Below are 15,330 nucleotides of genomic sequence, written 5' to 3' on the forward strand. Positions count from 1 at the left end.
TTACCCTTTCTTTTAAGTTAAAAAAACTTATGGAATATTCATCTTTTTTAAGAGAGTGCCTGCATACTTATAAAACATTAGAACATGAAATTGAAAAGAAGGCTGTTGAATTGACCGATGAACTGAAGTGGATAGAACAAGTATTCGGGTTAGCGCTGCAAACATGGTTGCGCATAGAGAAGATGGCTAATGATTACCGCTTTTTGAGTCAGCAGGAGGAAATTTATTTTTATAAGATCATCAGAGCAGCGTTTGCCGGGCTGATCGATTATTTTACTTTAATTTACAAATCAGTTCTTTTACAGCCGGGTGACAAAAAAAGAAGCACATACTGGAAAATTGAATTAAAGAAGTGCCGTGAAATAATGTCAACATACGAAGAAGGTTGCCGCTACTATGAGCAACAACCCGATTCGGATATTCATTTCCTGAAGCAAAACAACCAGCAGCCGATGCTTTTCGGGATCAATATGAGCGTGTTTAATTTTAACACCGGTTCTTACAGCTATTTACCCGGCAGACTGATTGCCCTGGAAAAATATGAGAAGTATATTCAGGTCAAAAATGAATGTTTATTATCTAAAACCCCATAACCTTCCAATGTTCCGATTTTTAAATTGTTAGCTACTTACTTATGGTATTCTTCATCCGTTACTGTTTCTAACCACACTGTTGCACCTTTTTGAGTATTCGTTATAGCAATTTGAATCAACTCATCGTCTTTGCCTGCACCATGCCAATGCGGTATGTTCGGGGAACATTTAATAACATCACCTTTATGAATTATTCTTTTCGGACTACCTTTTTCCTGGTAATAACCTGTTCCATTGATGATTAATAAAATCTGACCTCCCGGATGTAAATGCCATTTCGTTCTTGCACCCGGTTCAAAAGTTACGCTTCCAACCTGTGTGGGATTCAAGCTGTCCGGTGCAATCATTTGCTCAAGCCACGCATTTCCTATAAAATTATCATTGGTGATTTTTTCGCCTTTGGGAAATATTCTGACTGTATTCTGAGTGCTGCTCATTGTCATTCTGTTTTTCCCGGGAGTACATGAAAAAAGCATTGAAATGATGAAAGCAATTATTGAAATACTTGTTGGTTTCATCCTTTTACCTGTTTAGAGATTTTTGCCAAAGAAATCTTTCATTTTTTGTATTGCTTGTTGAACATACTGCGGCTTATCATACAAATCTACATGCGATGCATCATCAATTACAAAGAGCTCCTTCGGTTCGGCGGCTTTGCTATGCGCATCTTCGCTAAAATAGGCTGACAAGGCACGACTGCCAACGATAAAAAGTAGTGGACGGGGCGAAATGGTTTCAATCTGTGCGAAAGGGAAGAAATTCATCATCTTAGCCAAACTTGTGTACGAAACACGACCTAAAGCATTGGGATGGTAAGCTCTTGATGTTGCATAGTAATCATATAATTCACGTCCCATCTCCGCATTCTTCGGATCCGGATTTCCGGGGCTTGGATTGAGGTCAATGCTTGAGTTGTAATCTCTGCGGGTTTCTCCTCTGAATTCTTTTGTTCGTTGTTGCCCGATATCATCAAGTGTTTTCATACGAAGGTCATAGGGAACATTATCACCAAGACCTTGTCTGCGTGCACGCCCCAGGTCGTACATACTTATCGTCGCCACTGCTTTCATTCGGTGATCTATCTGTGCTGCACTAACAACATAACCGCCACCGCCACAAATGCCCAATACGCCAATACGGTTTTCATCGACTAAAGGGTTATTGCTAAGAAAGTCTACAGCTGCACTGAAATCTTCAACTCGTACAGCGGGAATTTCTATATTGCGGGGATCACCTCCGCTTTCTCCATAATAGGAGGCGTCGAATGCAAGGGTTACATAGCCCAGTTCGGCAAGTTTTTTAGCATATAGTCCCGCTGTTTGTTCCTTAACACCCATAAATGGATGCCCCACTACAATAGCAGGATACTTTTGGGCATTATCCATATCTTTCAAATGGTACATATTGCCTGCTACTTCTATAGAAAAGTGGTTTTTGAAGCGGACTTTTTCAACGCTTATTTCATTGCTGGTACTCATGATTTTTATTATTAAGATTTTTATTAAAAATTAAACATCCTATTGGAGATTTGTTACCCATTTTTGTTGATGCAGGCTATAAGTATTTACCATAAAATTCTTTCAATTTGATTACTGCCTGTTGAACATACTGCGGCTTATCATACATATCAACATGTGTTGCGCCCTTTACTTCAAATAACTCGCTGGGTTTACCTGCTTTTGCATAAGCATTGTCACTGAAGTAGCGGCTGTCGGCAATGCTGCCTACAATAAACAAAAGGGGTCTTGGAGCAATTAATTCAACATGATCTAAAGCAGTAAAGTTAAACAGCCTCGAAAGGCTGGTAAACACATACCCTGTTGCTGCTCTTGGATGATAGCCTCTTGGTGTACCATAATAATCCGCTATTTCACGGTACATGGTGGGAACTTTTGATGGATCTGAACCGGCACCCGAACTAAATGAAACCATTTTTAACGGTTCGCCAGCCGCTTCTTTTGTACGTTGCACTGCCACTTCATCCATACGCTTTTGCAATAATGGGGTTAGCATACCGCCTAAACCTTCTCTGCGTAACTGGCCTAAATCAACCATGCTAATAGTAGCTGCTGCCTTTAAGCGGTGTTCTGTTTGTGCAGCTTTAACCGCATAGCCTCCTCCTGCGCATATTCCAAGAACGCCTATTCTGTTCGGATCAACTGAAGAATGCAAACTTAAAAAGTCGGTGGCTGCACTGAAGTCTTCTACACGTACTTCCGGGTCTTCTAAAAACCTTGGCTCTCCTCCGCTTTCTCCCTGATAAGATGCATCAAAAGCTAAAGTAATGTAACCGAGTTCAGCAAGTTTACGGGCATATAAGCCGGCAGTTTGTTCTTTAACACCGCCAGCCGGATGTGCTACAATGATTGCCGGGTATTTTTTTGATGTATCAAAACCGGGAGGAAAAAACAGGTTGGCGGCTATATTAATATTGCTCTTTGGAACAATTTGATTGGGAAAGAAAACTTTTTCGACATGAATACCATTGCTGTCGGCAGGTTCTTCTCTAACGGGCAAATTGCTACCTGATGTTGTTTTGTTTGATGAATTATTATTTTTCCTTTGCTTCAAAACTGTTTGCAATACTTCATTTGCAGCAACACCTTGGTTATTACCAACATTCGTATGAATAATAGATACAAGATTATTGAGCTGAGCTTCTGTAAGTCCGTTATATAGGCCAACATTGAAGTGAGAACGCAATTGGTTTTCTGTTCCGTCGAGACTTGCAAGCGCAGAAATAGTTGCAAGCTCACGGGTTTTCCAGTCAGGATTGTCACGTCCGAAAATGTCGGCAAACAGGTGTTCTTTCAGGAATTGGTCAATGGCAGGTGCAAACTCATAAACTTCGCCGGTAACAGGTTGTCCTACAAGTTTTGTTTGAATCTCTGTTCCTGATTGCAACTTGCTTTTATTTGTTGTAAAAGGATTGGCGGCTTTACCCAACTCATCTTTTATTCCTCTCAGCTTTCTATCCTTTAAAACATCCATAAAGGAGTGAAGGGAATTGAGGCTACGTGGAAATCCGGCATAAGCATAAAGCTGTACCAGCACTTCTTTTATTTCATTGATTGTTAATCCGGAATCTAATCCATTGTTCAATGCTTTCTGTAATTCCACCATATTTCCCTGTGCTGTGAACGCAGAAATGGTGACGATCGCCTGCTGCCTGGCATCCAATGCCTGATTTGTTTGCATAATGTTGTATGTGCTAGTGTTGCCTGCAAAAACAAGGCGAGCAGAAACGAGTGTTAGAAGAAGTATCAATTTTATTCTTTTCATACCTGTCATTTTAATTCATGAAGTGTTTTTTCCCTGCTGATGCAAAGGTCAGGGCGATTTTCCGGTTGGTATGCATACGGATTACGGTATTCTGTACCAAAATCACTGATTTACCGGCGGGCATTATTACAGGCACCCAATAATTAGTAAATTTGTATCATGCCATTTTAAGAAATAAGTATATGGATAACATTCTCAGGTTTGAAACAATCAGCCAATACAATGCTTTCAATAAACAGGAAACGCTGCACCCCCTCGTTAGCATTGTTGATTTATCAAAGGCAGATCCAAGAGAAGCCCGGCGAATGAATTATAACTTCTATACTGTGTTTTTAAAAAAAATAAAATGTGGCGATTTGCGGTATGGCTGCAACTACTATGATTACGAAGAAGGCACATTAATATTTCTTGCCCCGGGGCAAGTGATTGGATCAAACCACCCGGGCGAATATTATCAACCACAAGGACATGCGTTGGTCTTTCATCCTGACCTGATACATGGCACTTCGCTTGGAAGGCATATGAGTGACTATACATTTTTCTCGTATGAAGTGAATGAGGCGCTTCACTTGTCGGAGTACGAACGGCAGATTGTATTAGACCTTTTTAATAAGATTGAATTTGAATTAAAACATGGAGTTGATAAGCACAGCAAGATGCTGATAGTATCAACTATAGAATTGTTTCTAAATCACTGCATTCGTTTTTACGACCGACAATTTATTACCCGTGACAAGGCTAATAAAGGCATTTTAGAAAAGTTCGAAGATTTACTGAATAGCTATTTCCAATCTGATAAGCCGCAAAATCTTGGCTTACCAACAGTGAATTATTGCGCCGGAGAATTACATCTTTCGGCTAACTACTTTGGCGACCTGATAAAAAAAGAAACGGGAAAATCAGCACAGGAATATATACATGCAAAGGTGATTGACCTTGCCAAAGAAAAAATTTTTGAACCGGGAAAATCAGCCAGCGATGTTGCCTATGAACTGGGCTTTAAATACACCCAGCATTTCAGCCGTTTATTTAAACAACGTGTGGGGTATACGCCCAATGAATATAAGACGTTGAATTGAGCTGTGCCGGCCTGAGCCGCAAAGCCGCTAATTCATAAACTGCTCTTTGTATTCAACAGGTGTAAGTCCTACTTCTTTTTTAAACAACCTCGAAAAATAGGGAGGGTTTTCAAAGCCTAATTGGTAAGCAGTTTCTGCAACAGTATTATCAGTACTCATCAACATATTTTTTGCTTCGTCAATCAGAAAGATATGGATGTGTTCCAATGCTGTTTTACCTGTTTCCTGTTTTAGTAAGTCGCTTAAATATCTGGAAGAAATTGATAATTGAGATGCCATATATTTCACTGTTGGCAAACCATCTTTTTGAAGTTTTCCATTTTCAAAATACAATTTCAAAATTTCAGTAAACTTAGAAATTATTGTTCCGGAAAATACAGTGCGGTTTAAAAATTGCCGCTTATAAAACCGTTGGGCATATTTTAAAATGGAGTCAATATGAGTAAGCATGATGTCTTTGCTGTATTCATCCTGGTTATTATAATATTCCAGCTTTATTTTATAAAATAAGTCCCAGATTATTTCTTCTTCTTTGGGTGATAAATGCAGGGCTTCATTTACTTCATAGTCGAAATAAGTATACTTTTTTATATCTGAATGAAGATGATGCTTAATCAAAAAGTCTTCGTGTATATGAATTATAAAACCTTTTTCAGTTAGTTCAAGGTCGCTTATTGCTATAATTTGACGGGGTTTTATAAACGACAGGGAGCCATTGTCGTGGTCGTACCTGGTTTTGCCGTATAAAAATGTGCCTGATTTTATTTTTTTAAATGAAATGATATAAAAATCAGTCGTGAACTCAGCATTGGCCAATGTACAACTGCTTAACTCTTCGCATGTTACCAGGCTAAACAAAGGATTTTCCGGTGGCGGATATCCATTTTTAGTATATAGTTCGCTTATGGTTTTATAATGTTTCATGCTTTTTCTAATATAAACAAAATAACAAAAATCTATGTACTGGGACATAGATTTTATAGAATTTATTGGTAGTGGCAGTTAAAATTTAAGTTTACGACTTGCCAGGCGCCATCCCGAAGGTGTAGGTTTTATCCGTGAGCTGCCACTGATAATTCACTCCATTGTTCCCATTGCGATAAACGATCGGCATAAACCTGTTTCACCCATGGCAAAGCCGTATTGCCAAAGAAAATACGGAACGGTGGATTTTCTGCATCTACGATTTTTAAAATGGCAGGTGTTGTAGCTACGGGATCGCCAAAAGGCATATGCTCTCTTTGTTGATAAACTACGGTTCGCAGACCATCATAAGCATCAATGGTTTTCGAATTTACCGCCGAATCACCAGAGAAATTGGTATTGTAAGCAATAGGTTCAATGAGCGTTGTGTTGATGCCAAAATTCTTTATTTCCTGTGCCATTGATTCAGTAATACCTTCAAGGGCCCATTTGGAAGCATTATAAATCCCTAATAATGGTATAGCTGTTATTCCCAAAACGCTGGATACCTGAATAATATGTCCACTGCCCTGGTTTCTCATCACCGGAATGGCAGCCTGACTAATCCACAATGTGCCAAAAACGTTCGTCTCAAACTGGTTTCGGATTTCCTGCTCATTTGCTTCTTCTATGGCGCCGAACAATCCATAGCCTGCGTTGTTGATAACAACATCTAATTTCCCAAAATGTTTATACGCCTTGTTTACCACTTCAAAACACTGCGCTCTGTTGGTTACATCTAATTGAAGCGTCAGCACTGAATTTCCATATTCATTAGTTAAATCATTGAGCGATTCGGTGTTTCTTGCTGTAGCAACTACATTATCACCACGTTTAAGAAATTCTTTTGCCCATAGTTTTCCAAATCCACGGGAGGCGCCTGTAATTAATATTGTCTTTTTCATTATTTAGTTTTTAATAATGATGTAAAATTAGAAGACAAGTTTTGCCTGATCATTATACAAAAGTTGGAAGATGTGATACATTTTTACGGTTTGCATACGCTAAGCGCCGCTTCATTCAAATAGCGGCGCTTTTTTATTCTTCCTTGTATTCGGGATGATTCCGGGATGTATTCAGGATGGCTTCGGGACGGCTTCGGAGGATTCCCGAACGCTTCCTGAATGCTTCCCGAATACTTCCCGAACAAAAGCTGAATACATCCCGGCGCCTTTACTGTTGCAATAAGTGATTTTTATTTTGTTGTTCGAATAGGCGGCAACAATACTATTTCTGTTTATAACCCCTTCGATTCAATCAATTCTGCGCGACAAATACGCCAAAAGCGGACAAATGTGAGTATAAACGAGTATAAATGAGTAAAAGTGAGCGAATGTGAGTAAATGCGAAAGGCCCCTTTTTTTGCCGCTGTATGTTTGTGTCGGAATCGGGCCAGTGATATACCGGTTACTCACAGGGTACGGTTCCGTTAGTAAACCATTTTGTTTCACATTAAAAACCATTTTTTATGGGAAAGTTTGAACAAGGTATCCTCGGCTCATTCAGCGGCAAAGTAGGAACCGTAACAGGAAGTAGCTGGAAAGGCATAAATGTAATGAAAGGCCGCTCCAGCCGTAAACGGTCAGCACCCAGTGATGACCAGTTAATTCAACAGGCAAAATTTAAAGTGGTAGCGCGTTTTCTGCATTCCATGAACGGATTGCTTGAAATCAGCTTTGCCCGGTTTGCCAACAATATGACGGGGCTAAACAGTGCCCTCGGCTACAACATTAAGAATGCCGTTTCGGGCGAATACCCTGAGTTTGGCATTAACTACAGCAAGGTGCTTGTTAGCCGGGGCGATTTGGAGAATGAAGATGACGCCGCAGCCACTGCGGGATCGGGTCAGGTAACATTTACCTGGACTGATACCAGTGCCGAAGGTTTCTCTTCAGCCAATGACAAAGCAGTATTGGTAGTTTACTGCGAGGCACTGAACAAAACCGTGTATAAGTTGAATGGCGCTGTGCGCATTGCTGGTACAGCTACCATTAATGTGCCCAAATTTAAGGGTCAAACGGTTCATACCTGGCTGGCCTTTAAGAAAACTAAGGGCAATGACCTGTCTGACAGCAGGTACACGGGGCAGTTAACTATTACCTAATGCTGCCCGCCTTATCCTGACCATCTATGTTGCAGTTTTACAGGTTTCACAACCTAACTAACCAAAGCAATACACCATACGTTGAGCTTTTTGTTAACCCAACAAACAAGGGTATTTGTTGAAACCGCAAGCGATGCAACTTTAATTGAAAACCTGTTTCAGCAGGGAGGCCCCGTTCGGGGCCTTTTTTATTTTTAATGCAATTGCATTACGGTTACCGGTTGCCAGTTACCAGGTACCAGTAATCCGGTAACCGGTAACTAAACAGCTATTGGCAAAAAAGCTTTGTATGTAATTCGGGGCCGAAAAATTTCGTATATACCTGTTCGCCATTGCGCTCGCCATTTCTCAGGATCATTACTTTTTGTTCCATAGCTCCTTTGTATTGATCCCCGATAGGAATTTGCTCAGCGTTTATATAAACCATGTTATTGTCGAACGACGCTACTTTATTGATAGCCACGATAAAGCTGCGATGTATTCGGCAAAACTGATCGGCCGGCAACAGCTCTTCCATTTTTTTCAGGGTATTTAATATTACATACTGCTGTTTACCGGTTATGATCTTTACATAGTTACGAAGGCTTTCTACATAAACAATGTCGCTCAGATCGATGCGCACATATTTCGAGTTCACTTTGATAAAGAAATACTGTTGCATTTTAGTTTGTAATTTGTTGTTTGTGGTTTGTGGTTATCGCCAGCCCGAACTTTTTCATTTCTGATTTTTCATTCCTTATTTCTAATTTCATAATAAAGGGTAAGTAGACACAAACCCTTTTATGTGAGAAAACTAAACCTACATTATGGAAAGAGTTCTTAGTTCTGAGTTCTAAGTTTTAAGTTCTAAGTTGTAAGTTCATAGTTATTGGAAAAAGAAAAGGTAAGTAGATACAAACCCTTGTACTTCATTTTCACAGGGCTCAAACTGCCGGTTTTTCAAAGAGTACAGATTACAAAACACTAAAAAAGGTGAATGATCAATGGTGAATGGTCAATGGTCAATGGTCGATGCAAGCGGGATTTTACTTACTACTTATAACTTCCTGATTCCTACTCGCTGGCTTTTCACAGGTGCATTACGCCGAATGCTAAATGATTTTCTCCTAAGCACGTATAATAATATGTTCCCGAAAAAGGGCCCATCCCCCAAAGCGGGATAATTTTTTTTCTTTTATTTAATACGCACAACCAAAAAATAAGTACTACCTGATAAAATTATTTTCTCATAGATAGTATACATGGGCATTACTAATAAGAAGTCGCACAGCCCAAAAACAAGTACTACTTATTTTTAAAATTTTTGCGTGTTGTAATAAATCACGCGCTTTAGATATAAGACACACGAGCCGAAAAAAAGGGGGAGTACCAAAATCATTTTTTTTAGGGAAGAGCCGGGTATGGCTTATTTTCTCCTGCACATCAGCTGGTTATATAAAATGCTTGTTTTACCGTCAAAAGAAATATGCATCAAATGGCAACTGGCCAGCGAAGGTGGCTTATCGCATGTTATTTGTATGCCGGGTATTACTACCCAAACCATCGACCGGTTCATTGGCGATCTTGTAGAAGAACTGGCAATAGAGATGGTAGAGGGCAATGGGTGAAACTCAGAAAGGCGTTCGCAGCAGGTTTCTCATAACTTAGGTTACAAGGGTTTGTGTATACACACCCTTTTTTGTTTTTAAGAAGTATATTCACGTGAAAATCACTGAAAAAACATGAGAAACATAGTAAAAAAAGAAGAGGGTACTCCGAAACAATTTTTAGGAGTTGATTTTGTAGTTCTTTCCATTGGTAACGACTCAATGGTAGCAAAGATGTTATATAAGGCAACAGATTTTGTTCCTTTTCATAAACACCCCAACGAACAAAGTGGTTATGTTATCTCAGGGAAATACAAATTGAAATTTGGAGGAGAAGAATATTTATTGTCGGAAGGAGATACCTATTCCATTCCTGCCAATGTTGAGCATTCTATTGAAATCATCGAAGCGGGTCAGGTTGTGGATGTGTTTACTCCAATACGGCAGGATTATCTATAATCAGAACATTGCCGCAAAAGGTCATTGTCTGCTGAGCGGATCACCCCCCCTAATTAAATGATTCCCTGAACTGCAACGGCGAAAGACTGGTCTTGCTTTTGAACAATTTGCTGAATGACTGTGAGTGCTCAAAACCCAGTTCATACGCTATTTCACTGACGGTTAAATCGGTGGTCGACAATTTTTCCTTTGCCTTTTCAATCAGTTTATTGTGGATGTGCTGCTGGGTGCTTTGTCCGGTTAATACTTTCAGTAAGCTGCTTAAATAATTGGGCGATACATTTAATGCACCGGCTATGTATTGAACGGTTGGCAATCCTTTTTTTATTAAAGTATCGCTGTTGAAATAGTCTGTAAGAATTTCTTCGAGACGATCGAGGATCTTATGATTGGTGATTTTGCGGGTGATGAACTGACGCTGATAAAATCTTTCAGCATAGGTGAGCAATAATTCAAGCTGCGCAATGATGATGTTCTGACTGAATTTATCAATATTCGAACGATATTCCTGCTCGATGTTTTGTATAAGACCTATAACCGTAGTTTCTTCTTTTTCTGAAAGAAACAGGGCTTCATTAACAGCGTAATCGAAATATTCGTATTGCTTTATGGTTTTGGCCAAAGGTGTATTCCATAAAAAATCGGGATGGACGAGTAACATCCATCCTGATTGTTTACTTTCCTGTTGATTACGGGGTTCAACTCTAAAAACCTGGCCGGGAGCAATAAAGAATAGAATGCCATCATCAAAATCATATTCCTGCTGACCGTACTTCACCCTGGCATTGAGATTCCTTTTAAGGGCAATGTTATAAAAATCCAATACCAGGCTTGTTTCATCGCCGGAAACCTTTTTGATCAATTCCATATTGATCACGCTGATCAACGGATGTTCAGGCTTTGGTAAATTCCTGAACTTATGAAATTCACTGATCGTTTTAATTCTATATGGTTGAACGCCCGCCATGCTACAATAATAGGATTATTTTTGATTATAAACGGCTGCAAATTCCCTGGCAAAATCTGTCATCTTTGTTTTTCCCAGAACCGGTTTGTTGTTGTAATAATCTTCATATAACTTACCACTATGTATAGCTGCGTTCATTTCAACAAAACCGGCAGCCGTGCGCGGGTTCATTCCTGCTGCTATTAAACCGCTTTGTAATTGTTCATCAGGAATAATGATCCATTTCAGATCGGGCTTTCCGATTGCTGCACCCAATATACCTGCAATTTCATTACAGGAAATTTCTTCACTGGCAACATAAAGTATTTTTCTGCCTTCAGGAGGTGCTGTCAGTGCTGAGGCAACGGCAGCGGCAATATCTACCGGTGCAACCCAGGGAAATGTATCATTGGCTCCATAGTTTGATGCTATTACGCCCTGCGTTTTAATGGCATTTACAAAGGAATACAAATTATAATAAAATCCAACAGGGCGCATAAAAGTTATAGCTACATCGGCCGGCAATTGTTTCAAAATGTTTTCTGCGTTGTGATGAAAGGCAAGAATACCATTGCCTTTATCGGTATGGGCGCCAATACTGCTCAGGTGCACTACGCGTTTTACACCAGACTGTTCAATGGCTTGTTTGTAGTTATTTACAATCTTATCAATAGCCTCCATCACGTCAACATTGTGATCAAAGAAACTGCTGTAGCCAAGCGCTTCCATAGCATAAACTACGTCGGCCCCTTTAAAAGTGTCTGTTAAAAAACCGGCATCTTCCATGGTGCCAATGGCAGCTTTTGCACCAATAGCTTCGATGTCTTTTTTTCTTTCGGGGTTACTGCTGATAACCGTAACCGAATGTCCTTTCGATACCAGCTCTTTTGTCAGTGGTTTACTGATGTTCCCTAACGAACCTGTAATAACTATTTTCATACTTGCTGTTTTTTGATATTGCAAAGTTTCACAATGGTCACGAAACAGCTGTAGCTGAATCTACTGTTGTTGTAGTCAAAAAGAGGTATTTTTGCGAACATCTTTAAGAAATAATAAATGAAATATTTTATCATTTGTATACTGGCAATAAATTGTATTAGTTGCCATAACAGTTCCCAAAAACCGTTGATCAACTCAAATCAGGCCATACAAATTGATAGTATTCCCGGTCAATGTCCTTTTTTGACTAAAGATGAAAAAGGGAATACGGTTATCAGTTGGGTGCGTATGATCAATGACAGCACATCCGCTTTTTGTTATGCCGTTTGTAACAATGGAAAAACATTTGCCGCACCCATTGTAATACCAGGCAGCAGCAATATTCAACCGCATGGAGAAAATCTTCCGAAGATCATTTTTAAACCATCGCACGAAATCTTAGCTCTCTGGGGAGCAGCCAACCCCAATCCTAAAAATAAGTATTCGGGGTTGGTGTATTATGTGCAGTCGTTTGATGAAGGAAAAAACTGGACGGCCCCCAAACCATTGGTAACTGATACGGCGAGTTACGACCAGCGATATTATGATATAGCGTTGATGCCAAACGGAGAAGCAGGTATTATCTGGCTCGATAACCGGAAAACAATCGCAAAGGAAGGGTCGGGGCTGTATTTTGCCGCTACTCATGGTAACAATGGCTTTGAAAATGCCCGTTTAATCAGTCAGCCCTGTTGTCAGTGCTGCCGCACTGATCTTTTCGTTGATAAAAAAGGCAGTGTTCATGTTTTGTATCGCGGCATCATTATGGACAGTATACGTGATATGGTTCATATTGTATCAACAGATGGCGGTAACAGTTTTACTAATCCTGAAAGAATCAGTAATGATAACTGGGTAATCAACGGATGCCCGCATACAGGCCCTGCCATGACAGAAAATGCCGATGGACTTCACTTTGCCTGGTTTACAGGAGGCAAAAAACGCGGTTGCTTTTATACAAAATCAACCGACAACGGAAAAACCTTTGTAATGCAGGATAGTGTAAGTTCGTTGGGCTCTCATCCGCAACTCGCTTCACTGACCAATGGAAACGTGGTAATTGTTTGGGATGAATCGCAGGTGACGGGCAATAAAGTAAATAAAAGAATTGGTATCGAGGTAAGAAACAAAGAGGGAATCAGTGAAGAAAAAGCTTTCTTAACAAGTGATGGTTCATTGGCAAGCTATCCGGTATTATCACCTTTAAATGATCATCAATCAATGGTTGCCTATACCAAAAGTGACGGCGATAAACCGTATGTATCTTATCAACTGGTTAATATAGAGTAGGGAGCCCCGGGCTTTCAGGGGCTCACCCAACTACTATTAAAATACAGACGCTAAAAAGCCATTATTATCTTTACACGTTAAGCGTTCACCTTTTCCTGACTCGCCTCGGTATTGATGCCGGTTTCAGCAATGGTAGTCAGGGCCAGGTCGGCTTCCTTTTCTTCTTCCAATGTAGGGACCAATAAATCTGCGATCTTATTTTGCCCCATTGTTTTGGCAAGGGTTATCAGGCTGCCATACGAAGCTATTTCATAATGCTCCACCTTTTGAGCTGCAATAATCAATGCAACATCACGCTGCGCCGACCCTTCCTGTGTTTCATCTATTACCTTCCAGCCCTCGTCAAAAAGTCCCTGAAGACCCATGCAACGTTGAGTGCGGGCAGGAATATCTAACAGCGAAAAAACTTCCTCAAGCCGTTGTTTATGCTTTTCTGTTTCTTCCATGTGCTCAATAAACACCTCCTTAAGTTGGGTATTGGTAGCAGACGTGCTCATTGAATTGAGCACCTGTATCAGGTGTGTTTCTGCCCAATAAAGTTCCTGCAGAGATGTTTCAAAAAAGTTCTGCAACATCGAATTTTTGGTTGCCTGAATGTTGGTTTCCATATATTATTTTTTGAATGATTTTACAATGGTTAAATGAACGCAATAACTATTCCGTACATGGATATAATTTTTAGCCACTTGCAGTTTAAAATGGGGGATATTGACGGCTATCAAATTCCCTGTAATTATTGTAGTTTTTCATGAACCCCGGAAGTTAATATTGTATATTCCTTACAGTTAGAATTGTGTTATTTCATTCGATGTGATTAAAGTTTAATCCGGTCGTCATTGACCGGATCATTTATTGAGTGCGCCCGGTTAAGAGCATAGAGCCGGAAGCCTGAACGTATTAAATTAATAAGCGCTGAGTAAATTTTGAAAGAAGAAAAGAAACAAAGCGGACAGGAAAAAATGCAGATAGAAGTTGGATTACCGGAACATATACCAAACACTTTTTTTCTTATCAACCATAACCGACAACATATTGTAGAATATTTTCTACATATTCAGTTCTTCATTTATGCAAATAAAATAGTATTGAAAAAATACTGTAAATGAAAATCTTTAATGTTCAGGTGATTTTATAAAAAAAACATATGAATATTTTCTATAACCCAAAGAATGGTTCAACATTTGTGGCTTAGCGGATTTTATATGGATCAAAACTACCAGCAATTACATTTGCAATCATTAATTGATTTGCTGGCAGAGGAAACTGAAAAATATACTAAGGCTTTTATTAGTGGCACATTAACGGAGTCTGCATTTCACAAAGCTAATATTGATGCTCTTGTGACAGAAATTAACCGCAGAAAGCAGGAGGAATCTTTACCGCCTGCAATCGGGCAGCATCCACCTGATATTATTTCTGATGCATCTTCAACCACTACATAGTAATGTTTCCTTGCCTTTGATGCACAAGCTATTTCCAAAATGTTGCACTACAGAAGGGGCGTTTCGCCCCTTTTGCTTTTATACTTATTAAATACACTGACACGGAATGTAAATTGCAATACTCCACCTATGAGTTTTTAAGAAGTTATAATCAAAACGGCTGTTCTTATGTAGTACAAGATTAACTGTAAAAAACAAATCCTAATGCAAATGGATATACGTCATATTTGTTTGGTTGATGATGATCCGGACGATTATTATTTGTTTTCACTTGCATTAAAGGAAGTCAATGCCTCAGTTCAAATCACATGGTTTAAAAACTGCAAAACGCTTTTGACAAATTTATATTCAAATAATGGTACTTTACCTGATCTTATTTTACTCGATATGAATATGCCGGGGGAAAATGGCGTGGAATGCTTACAAAAAATAAAAGAGTACTCAGGGGTTAAGTCAACTCCCGTGGTTATCTTTTCTACCGCCAGCTCCCTGGCTATTATTAAAAAAGCATATGAATGTGGCGCTGTAAAATATCTGATAAAGCCGCATTCTATTGAAGGACTAACTACAGTCATTAAAGAATTACTTACAATTCCCAAACAGTGAAC

General features: G+C 39.5%; 17 protein-coding genes. 8 read left to right on the plus strand and 9 right to left on the minus strand.

Features of this window, described 5'->3' with window-relative positions; translation table 11 throughout:
• Positions 1-29 precede the first annotated feature (29 nt).
• Positions 30-593 carry a hypothetical protein gene (locus AC59IL_RS04945; RefSeq protein ID WP_496550981.1) on the plus strand — a complete coding sequence of 188 codons (564 nt, stop codon included), beginning with the start codon at positions 30-32 and terminating at the stop codon, positions 591-593.
• A gap of 35 nt (positions 594-628) precedes the next feature.
• Here the strand turns inward: AC59IL_RS04945 and AC59IL_RS04950 are convergent, their stop codons facing one another.
• The 3 genes from AC59IL_RS04950 to AC59IL_RS04960 form a co-directional block, all read right to left on the minus strand.
• Complete coding sequence (locus AC59IL_RS04950; RefSeq protein WP_496550982.1) at positions 629-1,111, minus strand: cupin domain-containing protein; 483 nt, start codon at positions 1,109-1,111, stop codon at positions 629-631.
• 12 nt (positions 1,112-1,123) lie between these two features.
• Positions 1,124-2,071, minus strand: a complete 948-nt coding sequence (locus AC59IL_RS04955; RefSeq protein ID WP_496550983.1) for an alpha/beta hydrolase — start codon at positions 2,069-2,071, stop codon at positions 1,124-1,126.
• Between the two features lie 76 nt (positions 2,072-2,147).
• Positions 2,148-3,875, minus strand: a complete 1,728-nt coding sequence (locus AC59IL_RS04960; protein ID WP_496550984.1) for a carboxymuconolactone decarboxylase family protein — start codon at positions 3,873-3,875, stop codon at positions 2,148-2,150.
• Positions 3,876-4,057: 182 nt separating this feature from the next.
• Between AC59IL_RS04960 and AC59IL_RS04965 the strand changes: the two genes are divergently transcribed.
• Positions 4,058-4,954: a helix-turn-helix domain-containing protein gene (locus AC59IL_RS04965; protein WP_496550985.1), complete on the plus strand. Its 897-nt coding sequence runs from the start codon at positions 4,058-4,060 to the stop codon at positions 4,952-4,954.
• 27 nt (positions 4,955-4,981) lie between these two features.
• Here the strand turns inward: AC59IL_RS04965 and AC59IL_RS04970 are convergent, their stop codons facing one another.
• Positions 4,982-5,878 (minus strand): helix-turn-helix domain-containing protein, encoded by an 897-nt coding sequence (locus tag AC59IL_RS04970; protein ID WP_496550986.1) that lies wholly within the window; start codon positions 5,876-5,878, stop codon positions 4,982-4,984.
• 128 nt (positions 5,879-6,006) lie between these two features.
• Positions 6,007-6,822, minus strand: a complete 816-nt coding sequence (locus tag AC59IL_RS04975; protein ID WP_496550987.1) for an SDR family NAD(P)-dependent oxidoreductase — start codon at positions 6,820-6,822, stop codon at positions 6,007-6,009.
• Between the two features lie 563 nt (positions 6,823-7,385).
• Between AC59IL_RS04975 and AC59IL_RS04980 the strand changes: the two genes are divergently transcribed.
• Entirely contained in the window at positions 7,386-8,021 is a 636-nt protein-coding gene (locus AC59IL_RS04980) for a DUF6266 family protein (RefSeq protein ID WP_496550988.1), read from the plus strand.
• A gap of 268 nt (positions 8,022-8,289) precedes the next feature.
• Here the strand turns inward: AC59IL_RS04980 and AC59IL_RS04985 are convergent, their stop codons facing one another.
• Positions 8,290-8,682, minus strand: coding sequence for a LytR/AlgR family response regulator transcription factor (locus AC59IL_RS04985; RefSeq protein WP_496550989.1), 393 nt, complete (start codon positions 8,680-8,682; stop codon positions 8,290-8,292).
• Between the two features lie 739 nt (positions 8,683-9,421).
• Between AC59IL_RS04985 and AC59IL_RS04990 the strand changes: the two genes are divergently transcribed.
• Both AC59IL_RS04990 and AC59IL_RS04995 read left to right on the plus strand, forming a co-directional pair.
• Positions 9,422-9,628, plus strand: coding sequence for a hypothetical protein (locus AC59IL_RS04990; protein ID WP_496550990.1), 207 nt, complete (start codon positions 9,422-9,424; stop codon positions 9,626-9,628).
• Positions 9,629-9,742: 114 nt separating this feature from the next.
• Complete coding sequence (locus AC59IL_RS04995) at positions 9,743-10,066, plus strand: cupin domain-containing protein (protein WP_496550991.1); 324 nt, start codon at positions 9,743-9,745, stop codon at positions 10,064-10,066.
• Between the two features lie 49 nt (positions 10,067-10,115).
• Here AC59IL_RS04995 and AC59IL_RS05000 read toward each other — a convergent pair whose 3' ends face one another.
• Together AC59IL_RS05000 and AC59IL_RS05005 are read right to left on the minus strand one after the other, a co-directional pair.
• Complete coding sequence (locus tag AC59IL_RS05000; protein ID WP_496550992.1) at positions 10,116-11,033, minus strand: helix-turn-helix domain-containing protein; 918 nt, start codon at positions 11,031-11,033, stop codon at positions 10,116-10,118.
• Positions 11,034-11,048: 15 nt separating this feature from the next.
• Positions 11,049-11,951, minus strand: a complete 903-nt coding sequence (locus tag AC59IL_RS05005; RefSeq protein WP_496550993.1) for an NmrA family NAD(P)-binding protein — start codon at positions 11,949-11,951, stop codon at positions 11,049-11,051.
• Between the two features lie 186 nt (positions 11,952-12,137).
• Here AC59IL_RS05005 and AC59IL_RS05010 point away from each other — a divergent pair, with 186 nt between their 5' ends.
• Entirely contained in the window at positions 12,138-13,280 is a 1,143-nt protein-coding gene (locus tag AC59IL_RS05010) for a sialidase family protein (RefSeq protein WP_496550994.1), read from the plus strand.
• A 77-nt stretch (positions 13,281-13,357) separates the two neighbouring features.
• Here the strand turns inward: AC59IL_RS05010 and AC59IL_RS05015 are convergent, their stop codons facing one another.
• Positions 13,358-13,888, minus strand: coding sequence for a YciE/YciF ferroxidase family protein (locus AC59IL_RS05015; protein WP_496550995.1), 531 nt, complete (start codon positions 13,886-13,888; stop codon positions 13,358-13,360).
• A 561-nt stretch (positions 13,889-14,449) separates the two neighbouring features.
• Here AC59IL_RS05015 and AC59IL_RS05020 point away from each other — a divergent pair.
• Positions 14,450-14,722 (plus strand): hypothetical protein, encoded by a 273-nt coding sequence (locus AC59IL_RS05020; RefSeq protein WP_496550996.1) that lies wholly within the window; start codon positions 14,450-14,452, stop codon positions 14,720-14,722.
• A 204-nt stretch (positions 14,723-14,926) separates the two neighbouring features.
• Positions 14,927-15,328, plus strand: coding sequence for a response regulator (locus tag AC59IL_RS05025; protein WP_496550997.1), 402 nt, complete (start codon positions 14,927-14,929; stop codon positions 15,326-15,328).
• The last annotated feature ends 2 nt before the right edge of the window (positions 15,329-15,330 follow it).

It is taken from the genome of Niastella sp. sgz303648, from assembly GCF_059587045.1.

Bases quoted from the DNA above. Each gene is read 5' to 3' on its own strand.
- AC59IL_RS04945 (WP_496550981.1), top strand. From the start codon at position 30: ATGGAATATTCATCTTTTTTAAGAGAGTGCCTGCATACTTATAAAACA.
- AC59IL_RS04950 (WP_496550982.1), bottom strand. From the start codon at position 1,111: ATGAAACCAACAAGTATTTCAATAATTGCTTTCATCATTTCAATGCTT.
- AC59IL_RS04955 (WP_496550983.1), bottom strand. From the start codon at position 2,071: ATGAGTACCAGCAATGAAATAAGCGTTGAAAAAGTCCGCTTCAAAAAC.
- AC59IL_RS04960 (WP_496550984.1), bottom strand. From the start codon at position 3,875: ATGAAAAGAATAAAATTGATACTTCTTCTAACACTCGTTTCTGCTCGC.
- AC59IL_RS04965 (WP_496550985.1), top strand. From the start codon at position 4,058: ATGGATAACATTCTCAGGTTTGAAACAATCAGCCAATACAATGCTTTC.
- AC59IL_RS04970 (WP_496550986.1), bottom strand. From the start codon at position 5,878: ATGAAACATTATAAAACCATAAGCGAACTATATACTAAAAATGGATAT.
- AC59IL_RS04975 (WP_496550987.1), bottom strand. From the start codon at position 6,822: ATGAAAAAGACAATATTAATTACAGGCGCCTCCCGTGGATTTGGAAAA.
- AC59IL_RS04980 (WP_496550988.1), top strand. From the start codon at position 7,386: ATGGGAAAGTTTGAACAAGGTATCCTCGGCTCATTCAGCGGCAAAGTA.
- AC59IL_RS04985 (WP_496550989.1), bottom strand. From the start codon at position 8,682: ATGCAACAGTATTTCTTTATCAAAGTGAACTCGAAATATGTGCGCATC.
- AC59IL_RS04990 (WP_496550990.1), top strand. From the start codon at position 9,422: ATGGCTTATTTTCTCCTGCACATCAGCTGGTTATATAAAATGCTTGTT.
- AC59IL_RS04995 (WP_496550991.1), top strand. From the start codon at position 9,743: ATGAGAAACATAGTAAAAAAAGAAGAGGGTACTCCGAAACAATTTTTA.
- AC59IL_RS05000 (WP_496550992.1), bottom strand. From the start codon at position 11,033: ATGGCGGGCGTTCAACCATATAGAATTAAAACGATCAGTGAATTTCAT.
- AC59IL_RS05005 (WP_496550993.1), bottom strand. From the start codon at position 11,951: ATGAAAATAGTTATTACAGGTTCGTTAGGGAACATCAGTAAACCACTG.
- AC59IL_RS05015 (WP_496550995.1), bottom strand. From the start codon at position 13,888: ATGGAAACCAACATTCAGGCAACCAAAAATTCGATGTTGCAGAACTTT.
- AC59IL_RS05020 (WP_496550996.1), top strand. From the start codon at position 14,450: ATGGTTCAACATTTGTGGCTTAGCGGATTTTATATGGATCAAAACTAC.
- AC59IL_RS05025 (WP_496550997.1), top strand. From the start codon at position 14,927: ATGCAAATGGATATACGTCATATTTGTTTGGTTGATGATGATCCGGAC.